Here is a 21,274-nt window from a genome sequence, read left to right as displayed (position 1 = left end):
GCGCCGGCCCGCGCGGGGGGTGGGGGGGGGGGGCGGGGGGTGGGGGGGGGGGGGGGGGGGGGGGGGGGGGCCGCGCGCCCCCCCCCGCCCCTGGGCTTTTATGCCGAGGCGCCCGTGCCGGTGCCGCGGCCACGACGGCCGAGCACGACGCCCGTCACCGCGCCGAGGACGCCGACCACGATGCCCGCGATGCCCAGTGCGCGGGCGGTGGAGTCGCTGTCGCTCGCCTTCGCGGCCGCGGTACTCGTCGTGTTCGCCGGCGCCGGGTCGGCCTTGGCGCTCGCCGCGGTGCTGGGGGCGGGGGCGTCGGAGTCGCCGGCGGTGGCGGCGGTCAGCTTGAGCACCGGCGCCGGGTTCTTCGGCTCGGGCTGGCCGTCCTGGGGCTCTTCGATCCAGCGGACCACGTTGCCGTCGCTGTAGGTCTGCAGGGCCTTGAAGACGACCTTGTCGGTGCCGTCGGGCAGCGCGCCGAGGTCGACGGTGAAGTCCTGGAAGTGGCCGGGGGTGATCTGGCCGCCGGTCCACACGACCTGGGAGACGGCCTCGGTGATGTCGCCGTCGTCGGTGTGGATCGCGGTGGCGAGCTTGGTGGTCTGGATCGCGTCGGTCCAGCCCGGCACCGGGGCGACCTTGACGGACGGGATCGGGTGGTCGGTCGGGAAGTCGATCTCCACCTTCACGGTGCTGTTCTTGTCGTCCTCGTTGGGCACGCGGAACGCGAAGGTCTGGTCGGTCGCGTTCTTGGGCGCGCTGGACGGCTGCACGATGACGTGTGCGGACGCCGGCACGGCCGCGACGACTACGGTCGCGGCGGCCAGCGCGCAGGTGACGGCAAGGCGCTTCTTCAGGGACAGACTCATGGCTGTGTGGTCTCCAGGTCGGAGGCGCGCGCACGCCGGTGCGCACGGGCGGCGGGCGCGGGTGACCCGGCGTCGTTGCCCGTGGAGGCGGAGCACGCGCATGTGTGATCAGGGGGCGGATGGCCGTGACCGGTCGGCGTTCCCGTTCCGGTCAGGCGGCCGGTATCGCAGGCGGGCCACGTCTGATCACCACGTGTCGAAGCAACGTCCACCGCGGCAGCCACCATCGGCCCTCGGCGGGCACGAAGTGCATGGCGGCGGCCCGCGACCGTCCGTGCGTCCGGCCGCGCAGCATCGCGAACAGGGCCAGCGCCCCGCGTAGTGATGCCGCGCGGGCGTGAACCGCCGCGGTGACGGTTTCGGCCGTCAGCCGGACCAGCCGCCAGACGGCCACCTCGCCCCGCCACAGCCACCACCCGGCGGCGACGGTCGCCGCCAGGTGCGCGACGAGCATGGCGGGGCTCAGCCCGAGGAGCGCCGCGTGGCTCCAGAAGGAAACGTGCGTCGCCGCCACGGCGACGTGCGGAGCGGCGCCGCCTCCCGCCGCGACATGGGCAGCCGACGGACCGGGCCGTCCGCTGCCCGCCGCCAGCGCCCTGGCCATGCCGGTCATGCCGTGCATCTCGGGCATCCCGGGCATCGCGGTCATAAAGGAGGGCCGGTCAGTGGGCCCGGCAGCCGGTGGAGATCGCCGACCGCACTGCGCGGCATGGAAGAGGACGTGCAGGCCGGCCTGGCCCGCGGCCAGGCCGCCGACGATCGCCCGCAACGAGCGCTCCCGCCGTGCCGCGAGCACGGCAACGGCACCGGCGAGCGCCCACCCGAGCAGCAGCGCGTCCAGCGGCACCCTGCTGCCGGACGCCAGCGCGTGCCCGCCGGCGGCCAGCGCGACGCAGACCGTCGCGAAGGGCAGAGCCCGCAGTACGCGGAGGTCGAGCGCGGCGGCACGTACCGGCGCGGGTACGGGCTCGGTTCTCGGGGCAGACATGGCCGGGACATCATGGCACCCGCGTCCACGACCCCGGGCGGGCTCCCCCGTATCGTTCCCAACCCGACACTTTCGGCCACCGGCGCGATGCAATGGGTGAGCACGGCGGAGCGAACGGGTACACCTCTGCGGAGCGGCGCCGGCCCGGTGCCTGCCATCAACAAGCGGAGGTGTCCCGTGTCCGAGTCCAGGCAGGAGCCGGTGGCGAGGTCCTGCGGAAACTGCAACTGCGGCTGCCCGCAGGTGTTCGTCGACCCCGACGCGCCGGAGGAGCGCCGTATCCCGGCCGACGCGCGCTCTGCCTATTCATGCCCTGCGGGTTGCATCGATGCGATCTCATTCTGCGGACGATAAGTCCGGGGAAGGAGTTATCGGCTGGCCAGCGATGCACTGCCGCAAGTGGAATGAAAGTGCGGATAGTCCGGTTGGGGTCGGCTACTGGCTGCGCCAGGCAGGGAGGGAATGAGGCACTCTGGGGCCGGGGTGCGGGGCACGGGGACGCGGCACCCGGGGCCCGTTCAGCCGGGTGTGCGGATCCGGTGGGTTCCCTCCTGGCCGAGCCGGATGGCCACGCGCGGTCCGGCGGGGGTGGCGGTGAGCGTCGCGGCGGCGGATCTGCCGGCCGGGTCGGTCACCGTGGGCTCCGGCGTGCCGGCGGGGAGGAGCAGGTCGAGGGTCTGCGGGCGGGTGTTGTGCACGGCTGCCTCGGTCAGGCGGCCCTGGTCCCAGCGGAGGTCGACGGTGAGCCCGCCGCGTGCGCGCAGCCCCCGGACCCGGCCGGTGGGCCAGGCCTCGGGCAGGGCGGGGAGCAGGCGCAGTACGCCGTTGTGGCTCTGCAGCAGCATCTCGGCGATGGCGGCGGTGGCGCCGAAGTTGCCGTCGATCTGGAAGAGGTCCGGCGGGTGCAGGCCGAGGAGGTTGGGGGCGGAGTAGTCGGTCAGCAGGCCACGCACGCCGCGGTGGGCGAGGTCGGCGTCGCCGAGGCGGGTGGCGAGTGCGGTCACCCAGGCCAGGCTCCAGCCGGTGGATCCGCCGCCGTGGTCGAGGCGGCGGGCCAGGGCGAGTCGAGCTGCTTCGGCGGCCTGCGGGTTGGTGAGCGGGTCGATGGCGCTGCCGGGGTAGAGGCCGTAGAGGTGGGACAGGTGGCGGTGGCCGGGGTCCTCCTCGGGGAGGTCCTCCCACCATTCGAGCAGGCGCCCGTCCTCGCCCGTCGGCGGGGGACGCAGCCGGCCGCGGGCCGCGTCCAACTCCTCGGCCAGGCCGACGTCCACCCCGAGGAGACGGGCGGCGCGGGCGGTGGCGGCGAACAGCTCGGCGGTCAGCCAGTGGTCCATGGTGGCCGCGGCGGAGACGGCGGCGAGAGTGCCGTCGGGCAGCCGAAAGTGGTGCTCGGGGGAGGTGGACGGGCAGGTGACCAGTCGTCCGTCCCGGTCCTCGGTGAGGAAGTCCAGCAGGAAGCGCGCGGCGCCGCGCATCAACGGGTACGCGCGTTCGGCCAGGAAATCGCGGTCCCCGGTGAAGAGGTGGTGTTCCCACAGGTGCGCGCACAGCCAGGCGCCGGCCATCGGCCAGTTCGCCCAGGAGGGCGAGCCTGAGACGGGGTTGGCGCAGCGCCACAGGTCGACGTTGTGGTGGACGGTCCAGCCGCCGGCGCCGTAGTAGGCGGCGGCGGTCCGGGCGCCGGTCCGGGCCAGGTCGGCGATCAGGTCGAAGAGCGGTTCGTGGCACTGCGAGAGCCCGGTGGTCTCGGCGTGCCAGTAGTTCATCTGAAGGTTGATGTTGGTGGTCCAGTTCGAGTTCCACGGCGGTGCGGTCTCGGTGTTCCAGATCCCCTGCAGGGTGGCCGGCTGGGTTCCGGGGCGTGAGGAGGCGATCAGGAGGTAGCGGCCGTAGGCGAATTGGAGGGCGGCCAGGCCTGGGTCGGCGTGACCGGCCCGTACGGCGGCGAGCCGTTCGTCGGTGGGCAGCTCGCTCGGTGGGCCGTCGCCGAGCCGTAGCGCCGTGGTGCGGAAGAGCCGCCGATGGTCGGCGAGGTGATCGGCGAGCAGCTGCTCGTAGGGCTGGGTGCGGGCCCGGTCCAGGCGCTTCCCGAGGCGCTCGACCGGCCCGTCGTCGGGGCCGGCGGGAACCTCGGCCGGCCCGCGGTAGCCGGTCTCGACGGCTACCAGGAGCAGCACTTCGTCGGCGCCGGTCACCCGAACCGCGTCCCGGCCCCGTTCGACGAGGCCGCCGGTGGCGATCACCCGCAGGCCGGCCGCGAAGCCCATGCCTTCGCCGGACCGGTAGCGCACCGGGTCCTCCTCGCCGAACGCCACGTGGGCGGGGGCCCGGCCGGAGACGACCAGTCCGTCCGCGTCCGCGCCGTCGTGGCGGGGGTCGGGATGCGGTGTGCTGAACCGGGCGGTGAGGTGGATCCGCCCGGGTACGGAGGACGTGATCCTGGTGGCGAGGACGTCGGCCGGCGCGGAGACGAAGGACTCGCGCAGTGTCTCCGTGTCGCCGGTCCGGTACGAGACCCGGTGGACCGCCTCGTCGAGGTCCAGTGTGCGCAGGTAGTCGTCCACCGTCCCGTCGCCGAGCTCCAGATGGAGCGTGGCGAGCGGCTGGTAGGCCTGCGAGTACGGTCCCTGCATGCGGGTGGCGACCGCTTCCGCGCGGGCGTAGTCGCGATCGCTCAGGACCGCGGTGCGCAGCGTCGTGAGGTGGTCCGCCGCGCCGCCCCGGTCGCGCGGGCCGGGGCCGCCGGACCACAGGGTGTCGGCGTTGAGGTGGATGGTTTCCGCCGCACCGGACCGGTCGGTGCCGCCGTGGAACAGCGCGCCGAGGCGCCCGTTGCCCAGGGGCAGGGCCTCCAGGAAGGAGGTGGCCGGCCCGCGGTAACGGAGGCGGTCGTAGCCGGAGACGGAGTCCGTCGACACGTGGATCGCCCTTTCAGGGAGTGGGAGGAGCGTGCCCGGCTGTCACGGCCCATCGGCCGGCGCGCAGCCGACCGGCGCAGTGCTGTCCCGGACGACCAGCTCGGGGCGCAGCAGGTGCATCGAGTTGGTCGGGACCCCCGACTTGGTGAGGGCGCGCAGCAGCAGCTCGACCGCCTCGCGGGCCATCTCCCGCTTGGGGATGGCGACGCTGGTGAGGGCCGGCCGGGCCACGCCCACCTCGGGGTTGTCGTCGTGTCCGACGATCGACAGGTCGTGCGGGACGGAGCGGCCGACGGCCCGGGCGGCCTCCAGGGCGCCCAGGGCGAGGACGTCGTGCGTGGCGAAGAGCGCGGTGGTCCTCGGATCGGCCGTCAGCGCCGCCGTCGCCGCCGCGAAGCCGCCCGCGGGGGTGGGCTCGGATGCCAGGTGGACGGCGCCGTCGGGGACGGTGAGGCCGTCGGCGGTGAAGGCGCGCCGGAAGCCCGCCACCCGGGGGGCGTGGTCGGGGCTGGCGAGTACGGCGACGCGTTCGTGTCCGAGCTCGCGCAGGTGGCGCCCGGCCAGGAAGCCCGCCCGCTCGTAGTCGATGGTCACGACCGGGAAGCGGTCGGGGGCGTCGGTCTCCCAGGCGCACAGGGCCACCGGGAAGGCGGCCTCCGCCAGCAGCGGCAGATGGTCGATCAGGTCCCGGTCCCCGGCGATCAGCAGCGCGTCGACCGAACGGCTGGTCAGCCCGGCCAGGTGCCGCTTGGCGCGCTCCCCGTCGAGCCGGGTGGTGCAGAGCAGCAGGTGGTAGCCGTTCGCGTCGAGGACGTCCTCGACCTCCTCGACGATGTCGGCGTAGAAGGAGCCCGTCACGGTGGGGACGAACAGGCCCACCGTCCTGGTGGCGCCGGTGGCGAGGGAGCGCGCGACCAGGTTGGGGGTGTACCCCAGTTCCTCGATCGCGGCGCGCACCCGGGCGGCGGTCGGCGGGCTCACGGCCCCCCGCCCCCGGATGACGTTGGAGACGGTCTGCTTCGTGACCCCGGCGCGCTCGGCCACGTCCTGCATCGTCACCATGGCTGGATCCTTCGAATTTACCGGTCAACTTTCTTCTGGTGAAACGTAGGGCACCAGTGAAGGGTCGTCAAGCCGATCCAAAAACCCGTCATCTCCATTGAGTTGAGGATCCGTCGCACGAGCGGCGACCGCATGCCGAACGACGGAACGGGATTTCGCAGAGACTCTTGATTTACCGGTCAACCCGCCCGTATCGTCCCAGCCATCCAGCGCCTCCCCCGTCCTTCGGGCCCCGGCTGACGCCCCGCCCGCACGGAATCTCGCGCCTCCGAGAGGAACCACCCATGGGTAGAACGACCACCGCACGTCGCCTCCTCGGCGGGGCCACCGCCGTCGCACTCGCGCTCGGCGTGAGCGCCTGCGGGGGCTCGGGGGGCGGCGGGAAGGCCTCGGGCAGCTTCACCTACTGGTCGATGTGGCGTGCCGACGAGCCGCAGGCCAAGGTCCTGAAGGCCGCGATCGACGACTTCACCGCCGCCACCGGCGCCAAGGTGGACGTCACCTGGGCCGGCCGGGACATCGCCAAGAAGATCGGCCCGGCGATCGCCGCCAACCAGGCCCCGGATCTGTGGGACGAGTCCGACGACAAGGTCTACGGCACCACCGCCGCGGCCGGTCAGGCGCTGGACCTCTCGCCGGTGCTCCAGCTGCAGGTGCCGGGGGAGGACGTGCCGATCTCCCAGATCGTCCCGGCCAAGTACTTCGACATGCTGCCGAAGGACCCGTCCGGCTCCAACCACTACGTGATCCCGTACGAGATCGTCACGAACGCCATGTTCTACAACGCGGCCGACCCCGCGATCGCCGCCGCCATGCCGAGTCCGCCCACCGACTGGGCAGGGCTGCTCAAGGTCTGCGACGCCCTGAAGGCGGCCGGGAAGGCGTGCATCGCCTCCGAGGGCGAGGACCCCTGGAGCAACGCGCTGTACTTCGACTACCTGCTCAACGGGGCCGGCGTGAACGTCTCGCAGCTCGCCGCCGACAAGTCCGGCGCGACCTGGGACGCCCCGGCCGTCCTCACCGCGGCGCAGCAGGTGGAGCAACTGGTCAAGGGCGGCCACCTGATCGAGGGCTACGACGCCACCAAGTACCCGACCCAGGAGACCAACTGGGCGAGTGGCAAGGCCGCCTTCTACATGGACGGCAACTACGTCACCGCCGAGGTCGCCAAGCAGGTCCCGGCCGGCTGGAAGATGGCGTCGATGCTGCCGCCCACCGCGAAGACCCCGGACGCTAACCTGATCGGCTTCGCAAGCCCCAAGCGCGCCAAGAACGCCGCCGCCGCGCAGAAGTTCATCGCCTTCTTCCTGCAGAAGAAGCACCTGGCCGGGATCTCCACCACCGCGCTCAACCTCACGCCGCGGGCCGACATCCCCGCGCCGGCCGAACTGGCCGACGTCCAGAAGGCCCTCGACGCCCCGGCCGTCCGCCTCGGCTTCGACGGGGTGGCCGGCAGCTGGCTGCCCAAGGTCCTGAACGAGAACTACCTGGACCTGTGGCACGGCAAGACGACGGCCGCCCAGTTCGTCGCCAAGTGCAAGGCCGACCAGGTCTCCTACTGGCAGACCCAGGGCTGACGGTGGCGACGACGATCGACGATCCGCCCCGGACGGGCGCCCCCCGGGGCCGGTCCGCGCCCGCCTCCCGGGCCGGCGTCGGCCCGCTGGAGCGCCAACGCCGCCGGATGTTCTGGCCGTTCACCGCGCCCGCGCTGACCGTGTACGCCGTGCTGTTCATCGCACCCGTCGGCTACGCCCTGTGGACCAGCCTGTACCGGTGGGACGGCATGGGCGAGATGGACTGGCGCGGCCCGCAGAACTACATCCTGCTGTTCCGCGATCCGAGGTTCCGCACCTCCCTGGTCAACACGCTCGAACTGATGGTCATCGGAGGCACGATCACCTTCGTGCTCAGCTTCGCGCTGACCCTGGTGCTGCGCGAGATGCGGGCCAGGCTGTTCGCCCGATCGGTGCTGTTCTTCCCCTCGCTCGTCAACGGCATGGTCTTCGGCATCGCCGCCGGGTTCCTGTTCTCGCCCACCGGCCCGGTGAACCAGGCGCTGAAGCTGTTCGGGGTGACCACGCCGCCCAAGTGGCTGTCGACGGACAACCTGCTCCCGATGGTCCTGGGCACCCTGATCTGGACGGCGACCGGCTACTACACATCCATCATCATGGCGGCCGTCGACCAGATCCCCGACTACCTCTACGAGGCGGCCGAACTGGACGGTGCAGGCCCTTTCCAGCGCTTCCGCCACATCACCCTGCCGTGCGCCTGGGACGTCATCGCGGTCTGCGCGGTGCTCTGGACGGTCAGCTCGGTGAAGATCTTCGAGCTGATCCTGCTCTACGGCGGCAGCACCAACGCCTATCCGCCGGTGAGCAGCTGGAACACCGCCGTGTACGTGTACAGCGAGGCGTTCCCGCAGGGCACCGTCCCCCGGCTGGGCATGGCCACCGCCGCCGCGATGGCCAGCCTGGTCCTGGTCACCCTGATCACCGTCGTGCTGCGCCGCCTGCTGCGCCGCGAGCCGGTCGAGTACTGACCCGCCGCGCCCCGGCCCCACACCGCTACCGGAAAGGTCACCACCCGTGCGACGCAGAAACCCGGCCGCCGGACTCGCGAGCAGGATCGGCACGGGCGCCGTCTGGCTCGTCGTCGCCGCGGACCTGCTGCTGGTCCTGTGGATCCTCCTGACCTCGCTGCGCAGCGGCCCCGACATCCTGCACCACGCCTTCGGCCTGCCGACCAGCCCGCAGACCGACAACTACACCACCGCGCTCGACGAGGGCGGCTTCGCGCGGGCGGCCCTGAACAGCCTGCTCACCGCCGGCCTCTCCTCGGTGGCGGCCGTCGTCCTCGCGGCGCCCTGCGCGTACGCCCTCGCCCGGCGCCGCTCGCGGACCTCCTCGGCGTTGACGATGACCTTCGCCATGGGCCTCGGCGTGCCCGGCCAGGTCCTGGTGGTGCCGTTGTTCGTCGGCCTGTCCCGGGTGAGCCTGACGGACAGCGACCTCGGCCTCGGGCTGGTCTACGTCGGCCTGGCCATGCCCTTCACGGTCTTCCTGCTGACCGGCTTCTTCAGCGGCATCCCCGGTGTGCTGGAGGAGGCCGCCGTCCTGGACGGCGCCGGCCCGGTGCGCACCTTCGTCCAGGTGGTGCTCCCGGTCGCCCGGGGCGGGCTGGTCACCGCCTTCCTCCTGCAGTTCATCACCGCCTGGAACGAGACCCTGTTCGCCCTCGTCCTGACGAACAGCCAGGGAACGATCACCCTCCCGGTGGCGCTCTCCTCGTTCGTCGCGGCACAGCAGTTCAACGGACTGGACTTCGGCACGATGTTCGCCGGGGTCTGCATCATCCTCGCCCCGATGATCGCGCTCTTCTCCTGGATGGGCTCGCGGATCATCCAGGGCATGACGGTTGGGATCGGAAAGTGACGTTTTCCCGCGTGACCTCGACTCTTCGCACCGGCCCGCTCCGCATCGACGGCACCCCCGACCCGGTCGGGGGCACCCTGCCGATCCTGCACGGCCTTCCCCGGCAGACCGGCGCGGGCGCCGGCGTCGACGACGAGATGCGCCGCAACCTGGCCTACGGGGTGCCCGGCACCCTGCTGCCGTACACCCGGCAGGGCGACTACGGCCGCGTCCGCGCCGAACGCGAACTCCCTTGCGCGGTACTGGAGAACGAGACCCTCACCGCGACCTTCCTGCCCTCCCTCGGCGGGCGGCTGTGGTCCCTCGTCCACCGCCCCACCGGGCGTGAGCTGCTGCACCGAAACCGGATCCTGCAGCCCGCGAACCTCGCCCTGCGCGACGCCTGGGTGGCCGGCGGCGTGGAGTGGAACCTCGGCACCACCGGGCACTGGCCGCTGACCTGCGAGCCGCTGCACGCCGCCCGGCTGACCGCGCCGGACGGCACCCCGGTGCTGCGGATGTACGCCTTCGAGCGGCTGCGGCGGCTGGTCCTGCGGATGGACGCCTGGCTGCCCGCAGGCTCCCCGGTACTGTACGTCCACATCGCGGTGCACAATCCCGCGCCGACCGAGACCCCGGTCTACTGGTGGTCCAACATCGCCGTGCCCGAACACGAGGAGGTCCGCGTCCTCGGCCCGGCCGACCACGCCTTCCACTGCGACTACGTGAGCGACCTGCGCCGCGTCCCCTTCCCGCAGATCGACGGCGCGGACCGCAGCTACCCCGGCCGGACACCGCGCGCCGCCGACTACTTCCTCGACCTCCCGGCCGGCGAACGCCCCTGGATCGCCGCCCTGGACGGAGCCGGCACCGGACTCGTCCAGACCTCCACCGCACGGCTGCGCGGACGCAAACTCTTCTGCTGGGGCACCGGCACCGGTGGCAAGCACTGGCAGGAGTGGCTCTCCGGCCCCGACGCCGCCTACCTGGAGATCCAGGCGGGCCTGGCCCGCACCCAGCTGGAGCACCTGCCGATGCCCGCCGGCGCCACCTGGTCCTGGACCGAGGCGTATGGGCTGCTGCAAGCCGATCCCGAGGCCGTGCACGGGAGTTGGGACGACGCCCGGTCGGCCGCGGGCGCGGCGCTGGACCGGCTGGTCCCGCCGTCGGCGCTGGAGCAGGCCGACGCGCTCGCCGACGGGTTCGCCGAGCCCGAGGAGGTGCTGGCCGAGGGCGGCGGCTGGGCCGCGCTGGAGATCGAGGCCGGCGCCCTGCCCGCCTCCCGCGCCCTGCCGTTCGGCGACCCCGCCGCCGCGCAGGAACCGTGGCGGCAACTCCTGAAGACCGGCACCCTCCCGGTCTGCGACCCACCCGCCGAACCGGTCACCGGGGCACACTGGCGGCTGCTGCTGGAAGGGAACGCCGCCGACTGGCACGCCCTGTACCAGCTCGGCCTGCTGCGCCTGGCCGCCGGGGAGCGGGCGGCCGCCCGCGAGGCCTTCGAACGCTCCGTCGCCGCGCAGGCCTCGCCCTGGGCGCTGCGATCGCTCGCCTTCCTCGACCCGGACCCGCAGGAGGCCGCCGACCTGATGCGCTCCGCCCACCGACTCCGCCCGGAGCTCAGGGAGTTGACGATCGAGACGCTGGATTCGCTGCGGCGCGCCGAGCGTCCCGCCGAGGCGCTCGCGCTGATCGGGGAACTGTCCCCGGCCGACCGGGCTCACGGGCGGATCAGGCTGGCCGAGGCGGAGGCGGCGCACGCGTGCGGCGACGACGACCGGGTCCGGCGACTGCTCGCCGAGGGCATCCAGGTCGACACCATGCGCGAGGGCGAGCTCTCCCTGGACACCCTCTGGCTCGCCGTCCACCCCGGCACCGCGGTGCCCCCGCAGTACGACTTCCGCATGGCGGACGGCTGACCGCCCGCCACCCCCGGGACCACTCTCCCGTTCCGCACCCCCACAGCAGGGGCGCAACGGTGCGCCCCGTCACGGAAGAGGAGTACCAGTGTCACCTCTACGCACCCGATGGGCCCGAGCCCTCACCGCCGCCGTGCTGGCGGCGCTCGGCGCCGGCGCCCTGGCCGCCGCCCCGGCGGCCGCGGACAAGCCGGCCCCCGGCAAACCGGCCTCCGCCACGTACACGGTCTCGATCGGCGGGACCGGCTCGTACGCCTACCCCGACGACACCCCGGCCGGTGTCTACACCGACAAGGACGGCACCTTCTACTTCCAGCAGTCGCACTCGCTGTACGGCGCGAAGGACTCCCGGCAGTGGAGCTTCTACACCGGCGCGGACTTCGAGAGCGCCACCAGGTCACCGATCAGCGACGCCGTCGACCCCGCCGACCCGAACGACCGCAACGACGACACCACCTCGCGGTGCAACAACAGCGTCACCGGCGTGCGGTCCACCGACGCACCGCAGGGCTCCGGCTACTCCCAGCGCAACTTCTGCGACCTGGTCGGTGTCTGGGTCGACCCGGACACCGGCGACTGGTACGGGCTGGTGCACAACGAGTTCACCCCGCAGCCCTTCGGCGACGGCCTGCACTACGACGCCATCGACTACGCCGTCTCCACCGACCAGGGCCGGACCTGGACCATCAAGGACCACGTCATCAGCTCCCCGTACAGCACCGCCCGGGGTGACAACACCGCCTTCCCCAACCAGACCTACGACTACGGCGACGGCGACCCCCGCCTGTTCGTCGACACCGCCTCGGGCTACTTCTACGTCTACTACGGCTCCCGGATCATCCCCAAGGCCGGCGTGGGCGGCGGCAACGGCGGCCTGGCCCACGTCGCGCGCGCCCCGATCTCGGCGAAGATGGCGTCCGGCTCGTGGCAGAAGTGGTACGACGGCACCTGGTCCCAGCCCGGTCAGGGCGGCCTGGAGAGCAACATGGTGCCGGTCACCCCGACGGCGCCGACCGGGTACACCCCGCCCGTGAACGACTACCACCCGAGCACCCCCGGCTCGGTGGACCAGCAGGTCAAGGCCGGCCAACTCCCGCCCAAGTCACCGCTGTTCATCATGAACATCGCCTACGACGCGTACCTGGGCCTGTACATCGGCGAACCCGAGGTGGTCTCCGGCACCGCCCCGCAGCAGTTCTACGCCACCAAGGACCTTGCCACCCAGCAGTGGAGCCTGATCGGCGACAGTGGCAGCGGCTACACCTCCGGCTCCTGGTACCGCTGGATCCTCGACCCGGCCAGCCGCACCGGCGGCACCGTCATCGGCAGGACCTTCCGGTCCTACTGCTCCATCGCCTGCGCCACCTCCGACGGCGAGTACGCCGACATCACCGTCGGCTCCTCCGCGCCGGCCGCCCCGCCGGTCGACCTGACGAGGACCTACCGGATCCAGAACGGAAACGGCCGGGTGCTCGTCCAGGCCGCGGGCGCCTCCGCGGTCACCTCCACGGCCAAGGCCGGCGGCTCCGCCCGGGAGTCCTGGAGGTTCCTGGCCGAAGGCGACGGCTCCTACCGGATCGCCAACGCTGCCACCGGTCAGCTGCTGGGCGTCGATTCCGCCTCGACGGCCGGCCGGGCCTGGGGCTCCCGACTGACCGCCACCGGCGCCGCCGGCGGGAACGCCACCGTCGGGCAGCAGTGGTTCATCCTCCCCAGCAAGGCAGGGAAGGGCCGGTTCCAGCTGGTGAACCGCTACAGCGGCCTGGTGGTCGGCATGTCCGGCACCTCGGGCCGGCTCGCCGAGACCGTGCCCGCCCGTTCCTGGAGCGATGCCACCGGCAGCACGGTCGGCGGCGGCCGCACGGCGGCCGAGCAGGCCCTCGCCTTCGCCCCGACCGGGACGGCCCCCGAGACCGTCCTGCTCACCGCCCCCGGTGACCAGTCCGGCACCGTGGGCAGGGCCGTCTCGGTGCAGCTCGGCGCCACCGACAGCGCCGGAAAGCCGCTCGCCTTCGCGGCGACCGGCCTGCCCGCCGGGCTCTCCGTCAGCCCCTCGGGCCTGATCACCGGCACCCCCGGCGGCGCTGGCCTGTCCACCGTCATCGTCACGGCCTCCTCCGGTACCGCGAGCGCCTCGGCCACCTTCACCTGGACCGTCGAGCCGGACCTCAGCGGCAACCACACGCTGACCACGGGCGGCAAGGCGCTCGACGACGCAGACGGCAGCACCACCGCCGGCAACCAGCTCGTCACCCGGGCCGCGTCCGGCGCGAGCAACCAGCTGTGGCAGTTCCGCCTCCAGCCCGACGGCTCGTACGGGCTGGTCAACGGCCTCTCGTCGATGTGCGCCGACGTCAGCGGCGGCTCCACCGCCGCCGGCGCCGAGGTGATCCAGTGGCCGTGCACCGGCGCCGCCAACCAGCACTGGAACGTCCGACTGACGGCCGACGGCTCCTACGCCGTCACCTCGGCCCACAGCGGTCTGCCGCTCACCACCGCCTCGACCACCGACGGCGCCCCGGTGACCCAGCAGCCGGACACCGGCTCGCCGCTGCAGCGGTGGTCAATCACCTGACCCAGGGCCGCCGGGGGCGGGTCTGACGCCGGGCTCCCGGGGCTGCCACCCCGGGAGCCCGGCACCCCATCCGTTCCGACCCGACGCACGAACGTGCACCGCACCCCAGGAGGACGTCATGGTCCGTGTGGACGAAGGGCTCGCCGGCCCGCTTCTGCGTGATCATTCACCTTCTGCGACGCCGATGGGCGGGAGCCCCTCGGGGGAGGCCCTCGGGGGAGGCCGTCCCGCCCATCGGGTGATGAGGGCGTGGTGCGAGGGGCCGGGCGCGCCGCGCTACTTGACGGAGCCGGCGGTGAGGCCGGAGACGACGTGGCGTTCGATCACCGCGAAGAGCACGACCACCGGCACGATGGCCACCAGCGAGGCGGCGAACACGTAGTTCCACTGCACGCTGTAGGCGCCGATCATGTTGTTGATGCCGACGGTGAGCGGTTGCCGGTCGGGCGAGTTGGTCAGGGTCAGGCCCATGATGAACTCGTTCCAGGTCGAGATGAACGTGAAGATCACGGCGGTGACCACGCCCGGCAGGGCGAGCGGCAGGGTGACCCGGAAGAGTGCGCCGATCCGGCTGTTTCCGTCGATCATCGCGGCCTCCTCCAACTCCATCGGGATGGAGCCGATGTAGGCGCTCAGGATCCAGATCGCGAAGGCCAGGTTGAAGGCCGCGTTCGCGAGCACCAGGACGATGGGGGTGTCCAGCAGGTCCATCGTGTAGAACTCGCGGTAGAGGCCGACCTGGAGGGCGGTGGGCTGGAACATCTGGGTGACCAGTACCAGCAGCAGGAACGCCTTGCGTCCGCGGAACCGGACCCGGGCGGTGTAGTACGCGGCGGGCAGGGCGACCAGGAGCACCAGCAGGGTGGAGCCGCCGGCGACCGTCAGCGTGACCTGGAGGTTCTGGCCGAGCGTGGTGTCGGTCCATACCTTGGTGAACGAGGACCAGTCGAAGCCCGTTGGCAGGTAGGAGTTGTTGCGCAGCTGGTCGGCCGGACGGCCGGCGGTGATCAGCATCTCGACGTAGGGCAGGAGGAAGAGCGCGGCGAGCGCCCAGGCCAGCGTGGTGAACAGGACGGTGCGGGCGCGCGGACGGCGCGCCGTCCACGGCGACTGAACAGTGGTCATCAGCCTTCCTCCCCGTTCCAGCGGCTGACCTTGAGGAAGACGATCACCATGAGGATCACGACGGCGAAGTTGACCACCGACATGGCGGCGGACTCGGCGACGTCGTAGCCGCGCAGCATGTACATGAACACGGTGGTGGTGGCGGTGTCGGCGTTCGGGCCGCCCTGGGTCATGCCCCAGATGACCGGGAACGAGTTGAAGACGTTGATCAGGTTGATCACCAGGCCGACCAGGAAGGCCGGGCGCAGCAGCGGCAGGGTGACCTTGCGGTAGGTCTGCCAGGGGGTGGCGCCGTCGACCCGGGCGGCCTCGTAGACCTCGCCGGGGACGGTCTGAAGCCCGGCGAGCAGGGTGTAGGTGGTGAACGGCAGCGAGACGAAGACCGCGACGAGGACCAGCCAGGGCCTGGCGTGGGCGGCATCGCCGAGCCATGCCCGGGGGTGGTCGATCAGGCCGAGGTCGAGCAGCAGGCGGTTGAACACGCCGGCGACCTGGTCGAGCATCCAGCGGAAGCCGATCGCGGTCATCAGCACGGAGGCCGCCCAGGGGGCGATGAGCGCCCAGCGGGTGAGGCGGCGGCCGGGGAAGTTCTGGTTGAACAACTGGGCCAGCGCGAGCGAGATCAGCATGGTCAGGCCGACGACGGCGACCGTCCACACCGCGGTCCAGGTGAGGACGCCGGGCAGTCGGGGGTCACTGAAGAGTTTGTGGTACTTGACCAGTCCGGCCGGGCCGTGGTCCGTGCCCGTGGTGTCGATCCTGCGGAGCGAGGTACTGACCATCTCGATGACCGGCCACACGACCACGCCCAGGATGAGCACGACGGCAGGGGCCAGCCAGGGCAGTGCCCCGAGCCGGGAGAAGAGGGAACGGCGCCCGGCGGGCCGGCCCGCCTTCGGCGCGGACGGCCGGGAGGGGGCGCCCGGCCGGACGTCTGTGGTGCTGCGAGAGGACACGGCGGGGATTCCTTTCGCGGTCGCGCCGGTCACTCGCCGGCCTGCTGGGCAGCCTGCTGGAGCGCGTCGAGGGTCTTCTTCGGGTCGGTGGCCGCGCTGCCGATCTGGGTCTTGACCTGCGCGGAGACGGCGGGCCAGGTCGGGTCGCTGAGCGGGTAGAAGACCGCGGTGGGCAGGATCTGCAGGAACGGCGTCAGGGCCTTCTCGTCCGGGTCGGCCTGGAGTGCGGTGAGCGCGGACTGGGTAACCGGCAGCAGGCTGTACTCCTTGTCGAACTTCACCGTGTTGTCCTTGCTGTAGGCGAAGTCGAGGAAGGCCTTGATCTGCTCCTTGTGGCCGCCCTTCTTGAAGGCCATCACCCAGTCGGCGACGCCGAGGGTGGCCTTGGAGGCGCCGTCCTTGCCGGGCATCGCCGTCCAGGTGACGTCCATGTTCTTGACGTCGTTCAGCTGGGTGGGGATGCCGTTGAGCATGCCGACCTTGCCGGATGCGAAGTCCTTGGCCAGGTCTGTGCGGTTGACGGAGGCGGGGCTCTGCTCGGTCAGGCCGGCGTCCACCCAGCTCTTGAGCTGGGTGAAGGTGTCGATGTTGGCCTGCGAGTTGATGACGTACTTGCCCTTGTCGTCCTGGTAGCCGCCGTGGTTCTCCAGCATCCAGATGAACGACTCGCCCTGGGCCTCCTCCTTGCCCAGCGGTACACCGAGCGGGATCTCGACGCCGGCCTTCTTCAGTGCGGTGGCGTCGGCGGTGATGTCGGCCCACGTCTTGGGCGGGTTGGCCGGGTCGAGGCCGGCCTTCTTGAAGAGCTCGTTGTTGATCAGGAACATCCGGGCGCTGGAGACGAAGGGGATGCCGTACTGGGTGCCCTCCTGTTCGCCGGCGTGCGCCATCGCGGGGAGGAAGTCGGCTGCGGTGCCGGCGGAGAGGACGTCCTGGGCCGGGTAGAGCTGGCCGTTCTTGGCGAAGTCGGCGTAGCCGCCGGTCTGCAGGATGTCCGGCTGGTTGCCGTTCTGCACCATGGTCTTGACCTGGGTGTCGATGTCGTTCCAGTTGATGACCTGGAGGTCGACCTTGATCTTGGGGTTCTGCTGCTCGAAGGCGGAGATGACCCCCTGCCAGTACGCCTGGGTCGGGTTCTGTCCGTTGGAGCCGTAGTCGGCCGCGACGAACTTGATCGTCGTGACGCCGTCGGCGGAGGTCGAACCGGAATTCGACCCCTTGCTGCACCCCGACAGCGCGAGCGCTCCGGCCAGGGTGGCCGCCGACAGGGAGAGCAGACGCCGCTTCATCTCTGATACCGCCTTTGCAGCTGGGGCCGACCCAGCGGCGGCCCTGGTGGGGGATCGCGCAGTTGCGCGAAGATGCGCTGTTCGTTCGATATTTTGTCAATATCGATCATTAGCGCTACCAGAGTGTGCACCGTTGCCAACCTGGCAGGCCAGCCGCGTTACCGAAGCGTTGCAGTCGAGAGTCGAGGGACCGCAGGGGCCGATGTCTTGACGTGGGACATCGGGCCGCCTGAAGTCGCTCGACATGTCGATCAAGCTGCGCAACGGGTCGAGGGTGGCATCAACTTCAGTCAGTCGCAGGGCAGGTGCCCCACTCCTGCGACCAGGCGACTCCTGTCGCGCCAGTGGCTGGCAGCGAGTCGGTGCTTCCGGCGATGGGCGTTGCTCATAGATGACGTATTGGGCTATGAATAGATCAGTTTCAAGCATTCTGGCTTGCAGTCTGAGCGAGCGCTCGGGACGGATCGACGCCCGAGTACCGCCCCGAGCCCCTACCGAGGAGAGTCCTGAATGAGCCACGTCGAGCGGGAGATCGCCAGTCAGCCGCAGAGCTGGAGCAGGGCGCTGGAGCTGGAGCCCGCGGGTCTCCCGGAGCGGGGTGAGCGGGTGGCCGTGATCGGCTGCGGAACGTCCCTGTACATCGCGCAGGCGTACGCGTCGCTGCGCGAGGCCGCCGGGCTCGGGGAGACCGACGCGTTCGCGGCCTCCGAGTTCCCGGCCGCCCGCGGCTACGACCGGCTGGTCGCCATCAGCCGCTCCGGCACGACGACGGAGGTGCTCGCCGCCCTCGCCCGCGCCCGGCACATCCCGAGCGTGGCGCTCACCGGTGACCTCGACACGCCGATCGTCACGGCCGCGAACACCGTCGTGGACCTGGAGTTCGCGGACGAGAAGTCGGTGGTGCAGACCCGCTTCGCCACCACGGCGCTGGCGCTGCTGCGCGGCCACCTCGGCTTGGCCCCGGCCGACCTGCCCGAGCAGGCCGCGCGGGCGCTGGCCGAGAACCTGCCCGAAGGCGCCGTAGCGGCAGGCCAGTTCACCTTCGTCGGCACCGGATGGACAGTCGGCCTCGCCAACGAGGCGGCGCTCAAGCTCCGCGAGGCCTCCGGAGCCTGGACCGAGTCCTACCCCGCGATGGAGTACCGGCACGGCCCGATCAGCATCGCCGCCCCCGGCCGGGTGGTCTGGTTCTTCGGTGAGCCGCCGACCGGACTGCTGGAGCAGGTACAGGGCATCGGCGCCGTCACCTCGGTGACCACCCTCGACCCACTGGCCGACCTGGTACGCGCCCAGCGCCTCGCCGTGGAGCTCGCCAAGGCCGACGGCCTGGACCCCGACCAGCCGCGCAACCTGACCCGCTCGATCGTGCTGGCCCAGCCGTGACCAGAGTGATCGCCCTTGACGTGGGCGGCACCTATATCAAGGGCGGCGCGGCGGGCGAGGACGGCGTCCTGCGGGAGGCGGACCGGTGGTTCACCGGAGCCGAGCGCGGCCCGGACGCGGTCCTGGAGACGGTGCTGACGGCGGCCCGCGAGCTGGCCGACCGGCACCGCCCGGCGGCGGCGGGCATCGCGGTGCCGGGCATCGTTGACGAGACGGCGGGCGCCGTCGTCCTCGCGGCCAACCTCGGCTGGCACCGACTGCCCGTCCGGGACTGGCTCGCCGAGGAGTTGGGCCTTCCGGTGGCGCTGGGCCACGACGTGCGGGCCGGCGGCCTGGCCGAAGCGCGCATCGGTGCGGGACGCGGCAGTCGGGACTTCCTCTTCGTCCCGGTCGGCACCGGCATCGCGGCGGCGCTCATGTCCGACGGGCAGGCGGTGACCGGCAGCCACGCACGGGCCGGGGAACTCGGACACCTGGTGGTCCGGCCCGGCGGGCCGGCCTGTCCCTGTGGTGGCCGGGGCTGCCTGGAGACCGTCGCCTCGGCGGCCGCCATCGCCCGCCGCTACACCGCCGCCACCGGGGAGGGCGGAGTCACCGCGAAGGACGTCGGCGAGCGCGCCGTCGCCGGGGACGAGACCGCTGTCACGGTCTGGAACGAGGCGATCGAGGCGCTCGCCGACGCCCTGACCGCCGCCATCACGTTGCTCGACCCCGAACGCATCGTGATCGGCGGCGGCCTCGCCCGCGCCGGCGACCCGTACTTCGCCCCTCTGCGCGCGGCGGTCGCCGAACGGCTCACCTTCCAGACACTGCCGCAGCTCCTGCCCGCCCAACTCGATCATGAGGCCGGCTGCCAGGGGGCCGCCCTGTTGGCCCATGACCTACTGGCCCACGACCTGCCGCACCCGAAGGCCAGCCGGTGATCCTGACCCTCACGCTCAACGCCGCGCTCGACGTCACCTACCGGGTCGACCGCCTGCGCCCGCGAGGGAGCAACCGCGTCCGGTCGACGGCCGAGCGGGCCGGCGGCAAGGGCGTCAACGTCGCCCGGGTGCTGCACGCCCTCGGCCGCGAGACCGTGATCACCGGATTCGCCGGAGGGGCGGCGGGCGCGACGTTGCGGCGCGACCTCGCCGCCGCCCGCCTGCCCGAACGCCTGCTGCCGATCGTGGGGGAGACCCGCCGCACGGTGGCGGTGGTGGACGAGAGCGCCGGAGACACCACCATCCTGCTCGAACCGGGCCCGGCCGTTCCGACCGAGGACTGGGCCCGGCTGCTCGACCACGTCGACCGACTCCTGCCCCAGGCCTCGGCGGCGGTGTTCTCCGGCAGCCTGCCGCCGGGCGCGCCCGAGGACGCGTACGGCCGGCTGGTGCGGCTGGCGCACGCACACCGGGTCCCGGCGGTGGTCGACGCGGACGGTGCCGCTCTGCGGGCCGCGCTGGCCGCAGGCCCCGACCTGGTCAAGCCGAACGCCGATGAACTCGCCGCCGCCACGGGCCTGGCGGACCCCGTCGCCGCCGCGGGTGCGCTGGTCGACGCCGGCGCCGGGGCGGTGGTCGCCTCGCTCGGCCCCAACGGTCTCATCGCCGTTACACCGCAGGGGAGTTGGCGGGCCATGCCGCCGGAACAACTGGCGGGAAACCCCACCGGAGCGGGTGACGCCGCGGTGGCCGCCCTCACCCTCGGCCTGGTCGATGCCACCCCCTGGCCGGAGCGGCTGGCCGAGGCGGTGGCGCTGTCCGCCGCCGCCGTCGCCGCCCCGCTGGCCGGCGACTTCGACCCCGACGTCCACCGCCGCCTGCGGCCACTGGTGGACGTTCAACCCCTCCACTCCCAGAGGAGTTCCTGATGCCCCTGGCCGGAACCGGCACCATCGTCACCCCCGCGGCGGACGCCGCGCGCGGGGTGGGTGCCTTCAACGTCATCCAGCTCGAACACGCCCAGGCCATCGTGGCGGGTGCCGAGGCCGCCGGTGCCCCGGCGGTCCTGCAGCTGAGCGAGAACGCCGTCCGCTACCACGGGGCGCTCGCCCCGATAGCGTCCGCGGTGCTCGCCACCGCCCGCACCGCCTCGGTGCCGGTCGCGGTCCACCTCGACCACGCGACCTCCGCCGACCTGGTGACCGAGGCCGTCGAACTCGGCTTCTCCTCCGTCATGTTCGATGCCTCCGTGCTGCCCTGTGAGGAGAACGTCCGCGCCACCGCCGAGGTGGTCGCCCGCTGCCACGCGGCGGGCGTGTGGGTGGAGGCCGAACTCGGCGAGGTCGGCGGCAAGGACGGGGTCCACGCCCCCGGCGCCCGGACCGACCCCGCCGAGGCCGCAGCCTTCGTCGCCGCCACCGGTGTGGACGCCCTCGCGGTGGCCGTCGGGACCTCCCACGCCATGCTCACCCGCGACGCCGTCCTCGACTTCGACCTGATCGCCGGGCTACGTGCGGCCGTCCCGGTGCCGCTGGTCCTGCACGGCTCCTCCGGCGTGGCCGACGAGCACCTGACCCGCGCGGTCGAGCACGGCATGACCAAGGTCAACATCGCCACCCACCTCAACCAGGTCTTCACCGGCGCCGTGCGGCGCACCCTCGACGACGACCCGTCGCTCGTCGACACCCGCCGCTACCTCGGCTCCGGACGCACCGCCATGGCGGCAGAGGTCACCCGTCTGCTGCGCGTCCTCAAGGCACCGACGGCCTGAGGGCGGTGACGAGACGAGGCCTGTCCCGAACGGGGCGGGCCTCGCGATCTGGGTCCTGCCCGTCTGATGACCCGTGGTCGCCGTCCGCC

Annotated in this window: 16 protein-coding genes; 9 read left to right on the top strand and 7 right to left on the bottom strand. The window is 72.2% G+C overall.

All coding sequences use genetic code 11. The features are described 5' to 3' along the window. Positions 1–98 precede the first annotated feature (98 nt). The 4 genes from ACH4J0_RS37650 to ACH4J0_RS37635 form a co-directional block, all read right to left on the bottom strand. Positions 99–860, bottom strand: a complete 762-nt coding sequence (locus ACH4J0_RS37650; RefSeq protein ID WP_396245694.1) for a YcnI family protein — start codon at positions 858–860, stop codon at positions 99–101. A 151-nt stretch (positions 861–1,011) separates the two neighbouring features. Further along, complete coding sequence (locus ACH4J0_RS37645; protein WP_396245693.1) at positions 1,012–1,848, bottom strand: hypothetical protein; 837 nt, start codon at positions 1,846–1,848, stop codon at positions 1,012–1,014. Between the two features lie 518 nt (positions 1,849–2,366). Then, positions 2,367–4,766 (bottom strand): glycosyl hydrolase family 95 catalytic domain-containing protein, encoded by a 2,400-nt coding sequence (locus ACH4J0_RS37640; protein ID WP_396245691.1) that lies wholly within the window; start codon positions 4,764–4,766, stop codon positions 2,367–2,369. A gap of 42 nt (positions 4,767–4,808) precedes the next feature. After that, positions 4,809–5,828, bottom strand: coding sequence for a LacI family DNA-binding transcriptional regulator (locus ACH4J0_RS37635; protein ID WP_396245690.1), 1,020 nt, complete (start codon positions 5,826–5,828; stop codon positions 4,809–4,811). Between the two features lie 284 nt (positions 5,829–6,112). Here ACH4J0_RS37635 and ACH4J0_RS37630 point away from each other — a divergent pair, with 284 nt between their 5' ends. The 5 genes from ACH4J0_RS37630 to ACH4J0_RS37610 all read left to right on the top strand — a co-directional run bounded on the left by ACH4J0_RS37630 (position 6,113) and on the right by ACH4J0_RS37610 (position 13,738). Continuing rightward, positions 6,113–7,405 (top strand): ABC transporter substrate-binding protein, encoded by a 1,293-nt coding sequence (locus tag ACH4J0_RS37630; protein ID WP_396245689.1) that lies wholly within the window; start codon positions 6,113–6,115, stop codon positions 7,403–7,405. A gap of 2 nt (positions 7,406–7,407) precedes the next feature. Continuing rightward, complete coding sequence (locus ACH4J0_RS37625; protein WP_396245688.1) at positions 7,408–8,373, top strand: carbohydrate ABC transporter permease; 966 nt, start codon at positions 7,408–7,410, stop codon at positions 8,371–8,373. 46 nt (positions 8,374–8,419) lie between these two features. After that, complete coding sequence (locus ACH4J0_RS37620) at positions 8,420–9,265, top strand: carbohydrate ABC transporter permease (RefSeq protein ID WP_198429402.1); 846 nt, start codon at positions 8,420–8,422, stop codon at positions 9,263–9,265. An 11-nt stretch (positions 9,266–9,276) separates the two neighbouring features. Then, a complete protein-coding gene (locus ACH4J0_RS37615; protein ID WP_396245687.1) occupies positions 9,277–11,163 on the top strand; it encodes a DUF5107 domain-containing protein in 1,887 nt (628 codons plus the stop codon). Between the two features lie 88 nt (positions 11,164–11,251). Then, positions 11,252–13,738 carry an RICIN domain-containing protein gene (locus ACH4J0_RS37610; protein ID WP_396245686.1) on the top strand — a complete coding sequence of 829 codons (2,487 nt, stop codon included), beginning with the start codon at positions 11,252–11,254 and terminating at the stop codon, positions 13,736–13,738. A 276-nt stretch (positions 13,739–14,014) separates the two neighbouring features. On the opposite strand, the gene ACH4J0_RS37605 is transcribed toward ACH4J0_RS37610, so the two are convergent. From ACH4J0_RS37605 to ACH4J0_RS37595, 3 genes are read right to left on the bottom strand one after another with little or no spacing between them, the layout of a single operon-like run. Beyond that, entirely contained in the window at positions 14,015–14,863 is an 849-nt protein-coding gene (locus ACH4J0_RS37605; protein WP_396245685.1) for a carbohydrate ABC transporter permease, read from the bottom strand. Beyond that, a complete protein-coding gene (locus ACH4J0_RS37600) occupies positions 14,863–15,819 on the bottom strand; it encodes a carbohydrate ABC transporter permease (protein ID WP_396245684.1) in 957 nt (318 codons plus the stop codon). Before ACH4J0_RS37600 ends, ACH4J0_RS37605 begins: the two co-directional genes overlap by 1 nt. Positions 15,820–15,848: 29 nt before the next feature. Next, positions 15,849–17,108, bottom strand: coding sequence for an extracellular solute-binding protein (locus ACH4J0_RS37595; RefSeq protein ID WP_396245683.1), 1,260 nt, complete (start codon positions 17,106–17,108; stop codon positions 15,849–15,851). Positions 17,109–17,618: 510 nt separating this feature from the next. On the opposite strand from ACH4J0_RS37595, the gene ACH4J0_RS37590 reads away from it, so the two are divergent. Genes ACH4J0_RS37590 through ACH4J0_RS37575 form a run of 4 tightly spaced genes read left to right on the top strand, consistent with a single transcriptional unit; the run spans position 17,619 to position 21,185 of the window. Then, positions 17,619–18,491, top strand: a complete 873-nt coding sequence (locus ACH4J0_RS37590; protein WP_391492914.1) for an SIS domain-containing protein — start codon at positions 17,619–17,621, stop codon at positions 18,489–18,491. Next, a complete protein-coding gene (locus ACH4J0_RS37585; protein WP_396245682.1) occupies positions 18,488–19,414 on the top strand; it encodes an ROK family protein in 927 nt (308 codons plus the stop codon). The genes ACH4J0_RS37590 and ACH4J0_RS37585 overlap by 4 nt, the downstream gene beginning before the upstream one ends. Beyond that, positions 19,411–20,343, top strand: coding sequence for a 1-phosphofructokinase family hexose kinase (locus ACH4J0_RS37580; RefSeq protein WP_396245681.1), 933 nt, complete (start codon positions 19,411–19,413; stop codon positions 20,341–20,343). Before ACH4J0_RS37585 ends, ACH4J0_RS37580 begins: the two co-directional genes overlap by 4 nt. Beyond that, positions 20,343–21,185, top strand: a complete 843-nt coding sequence (locus tag ACH4J0_RS37575) for a ketose-bisphosphate aldolase (protein ID WP_396245680.1) — start codon at positions 20,343–20,345, stop codon at positions 21,183–21,185. The genes ACH4J0_RS37580 and ACH4J0_RS37575 overlap by 1 nt, the downstream gene beginning before the upstream one ends. The last annotated feature ends 89 nt before the right edge of the window (positions 21,186–21,274 follow it).

Source organism: Kitasatospora sp. NPDC017646, from assembly GCF_044329365.1.
Taxonomy (GTDB): domain Bacteria; phylum Actinomycetota; class Actinomycetes; order Streptomycetales; family Streptomycetaceae; genus Kitasatospora.
This window is presented reverse-complemented; position numbering and strand designations above follow the sequence as displayed.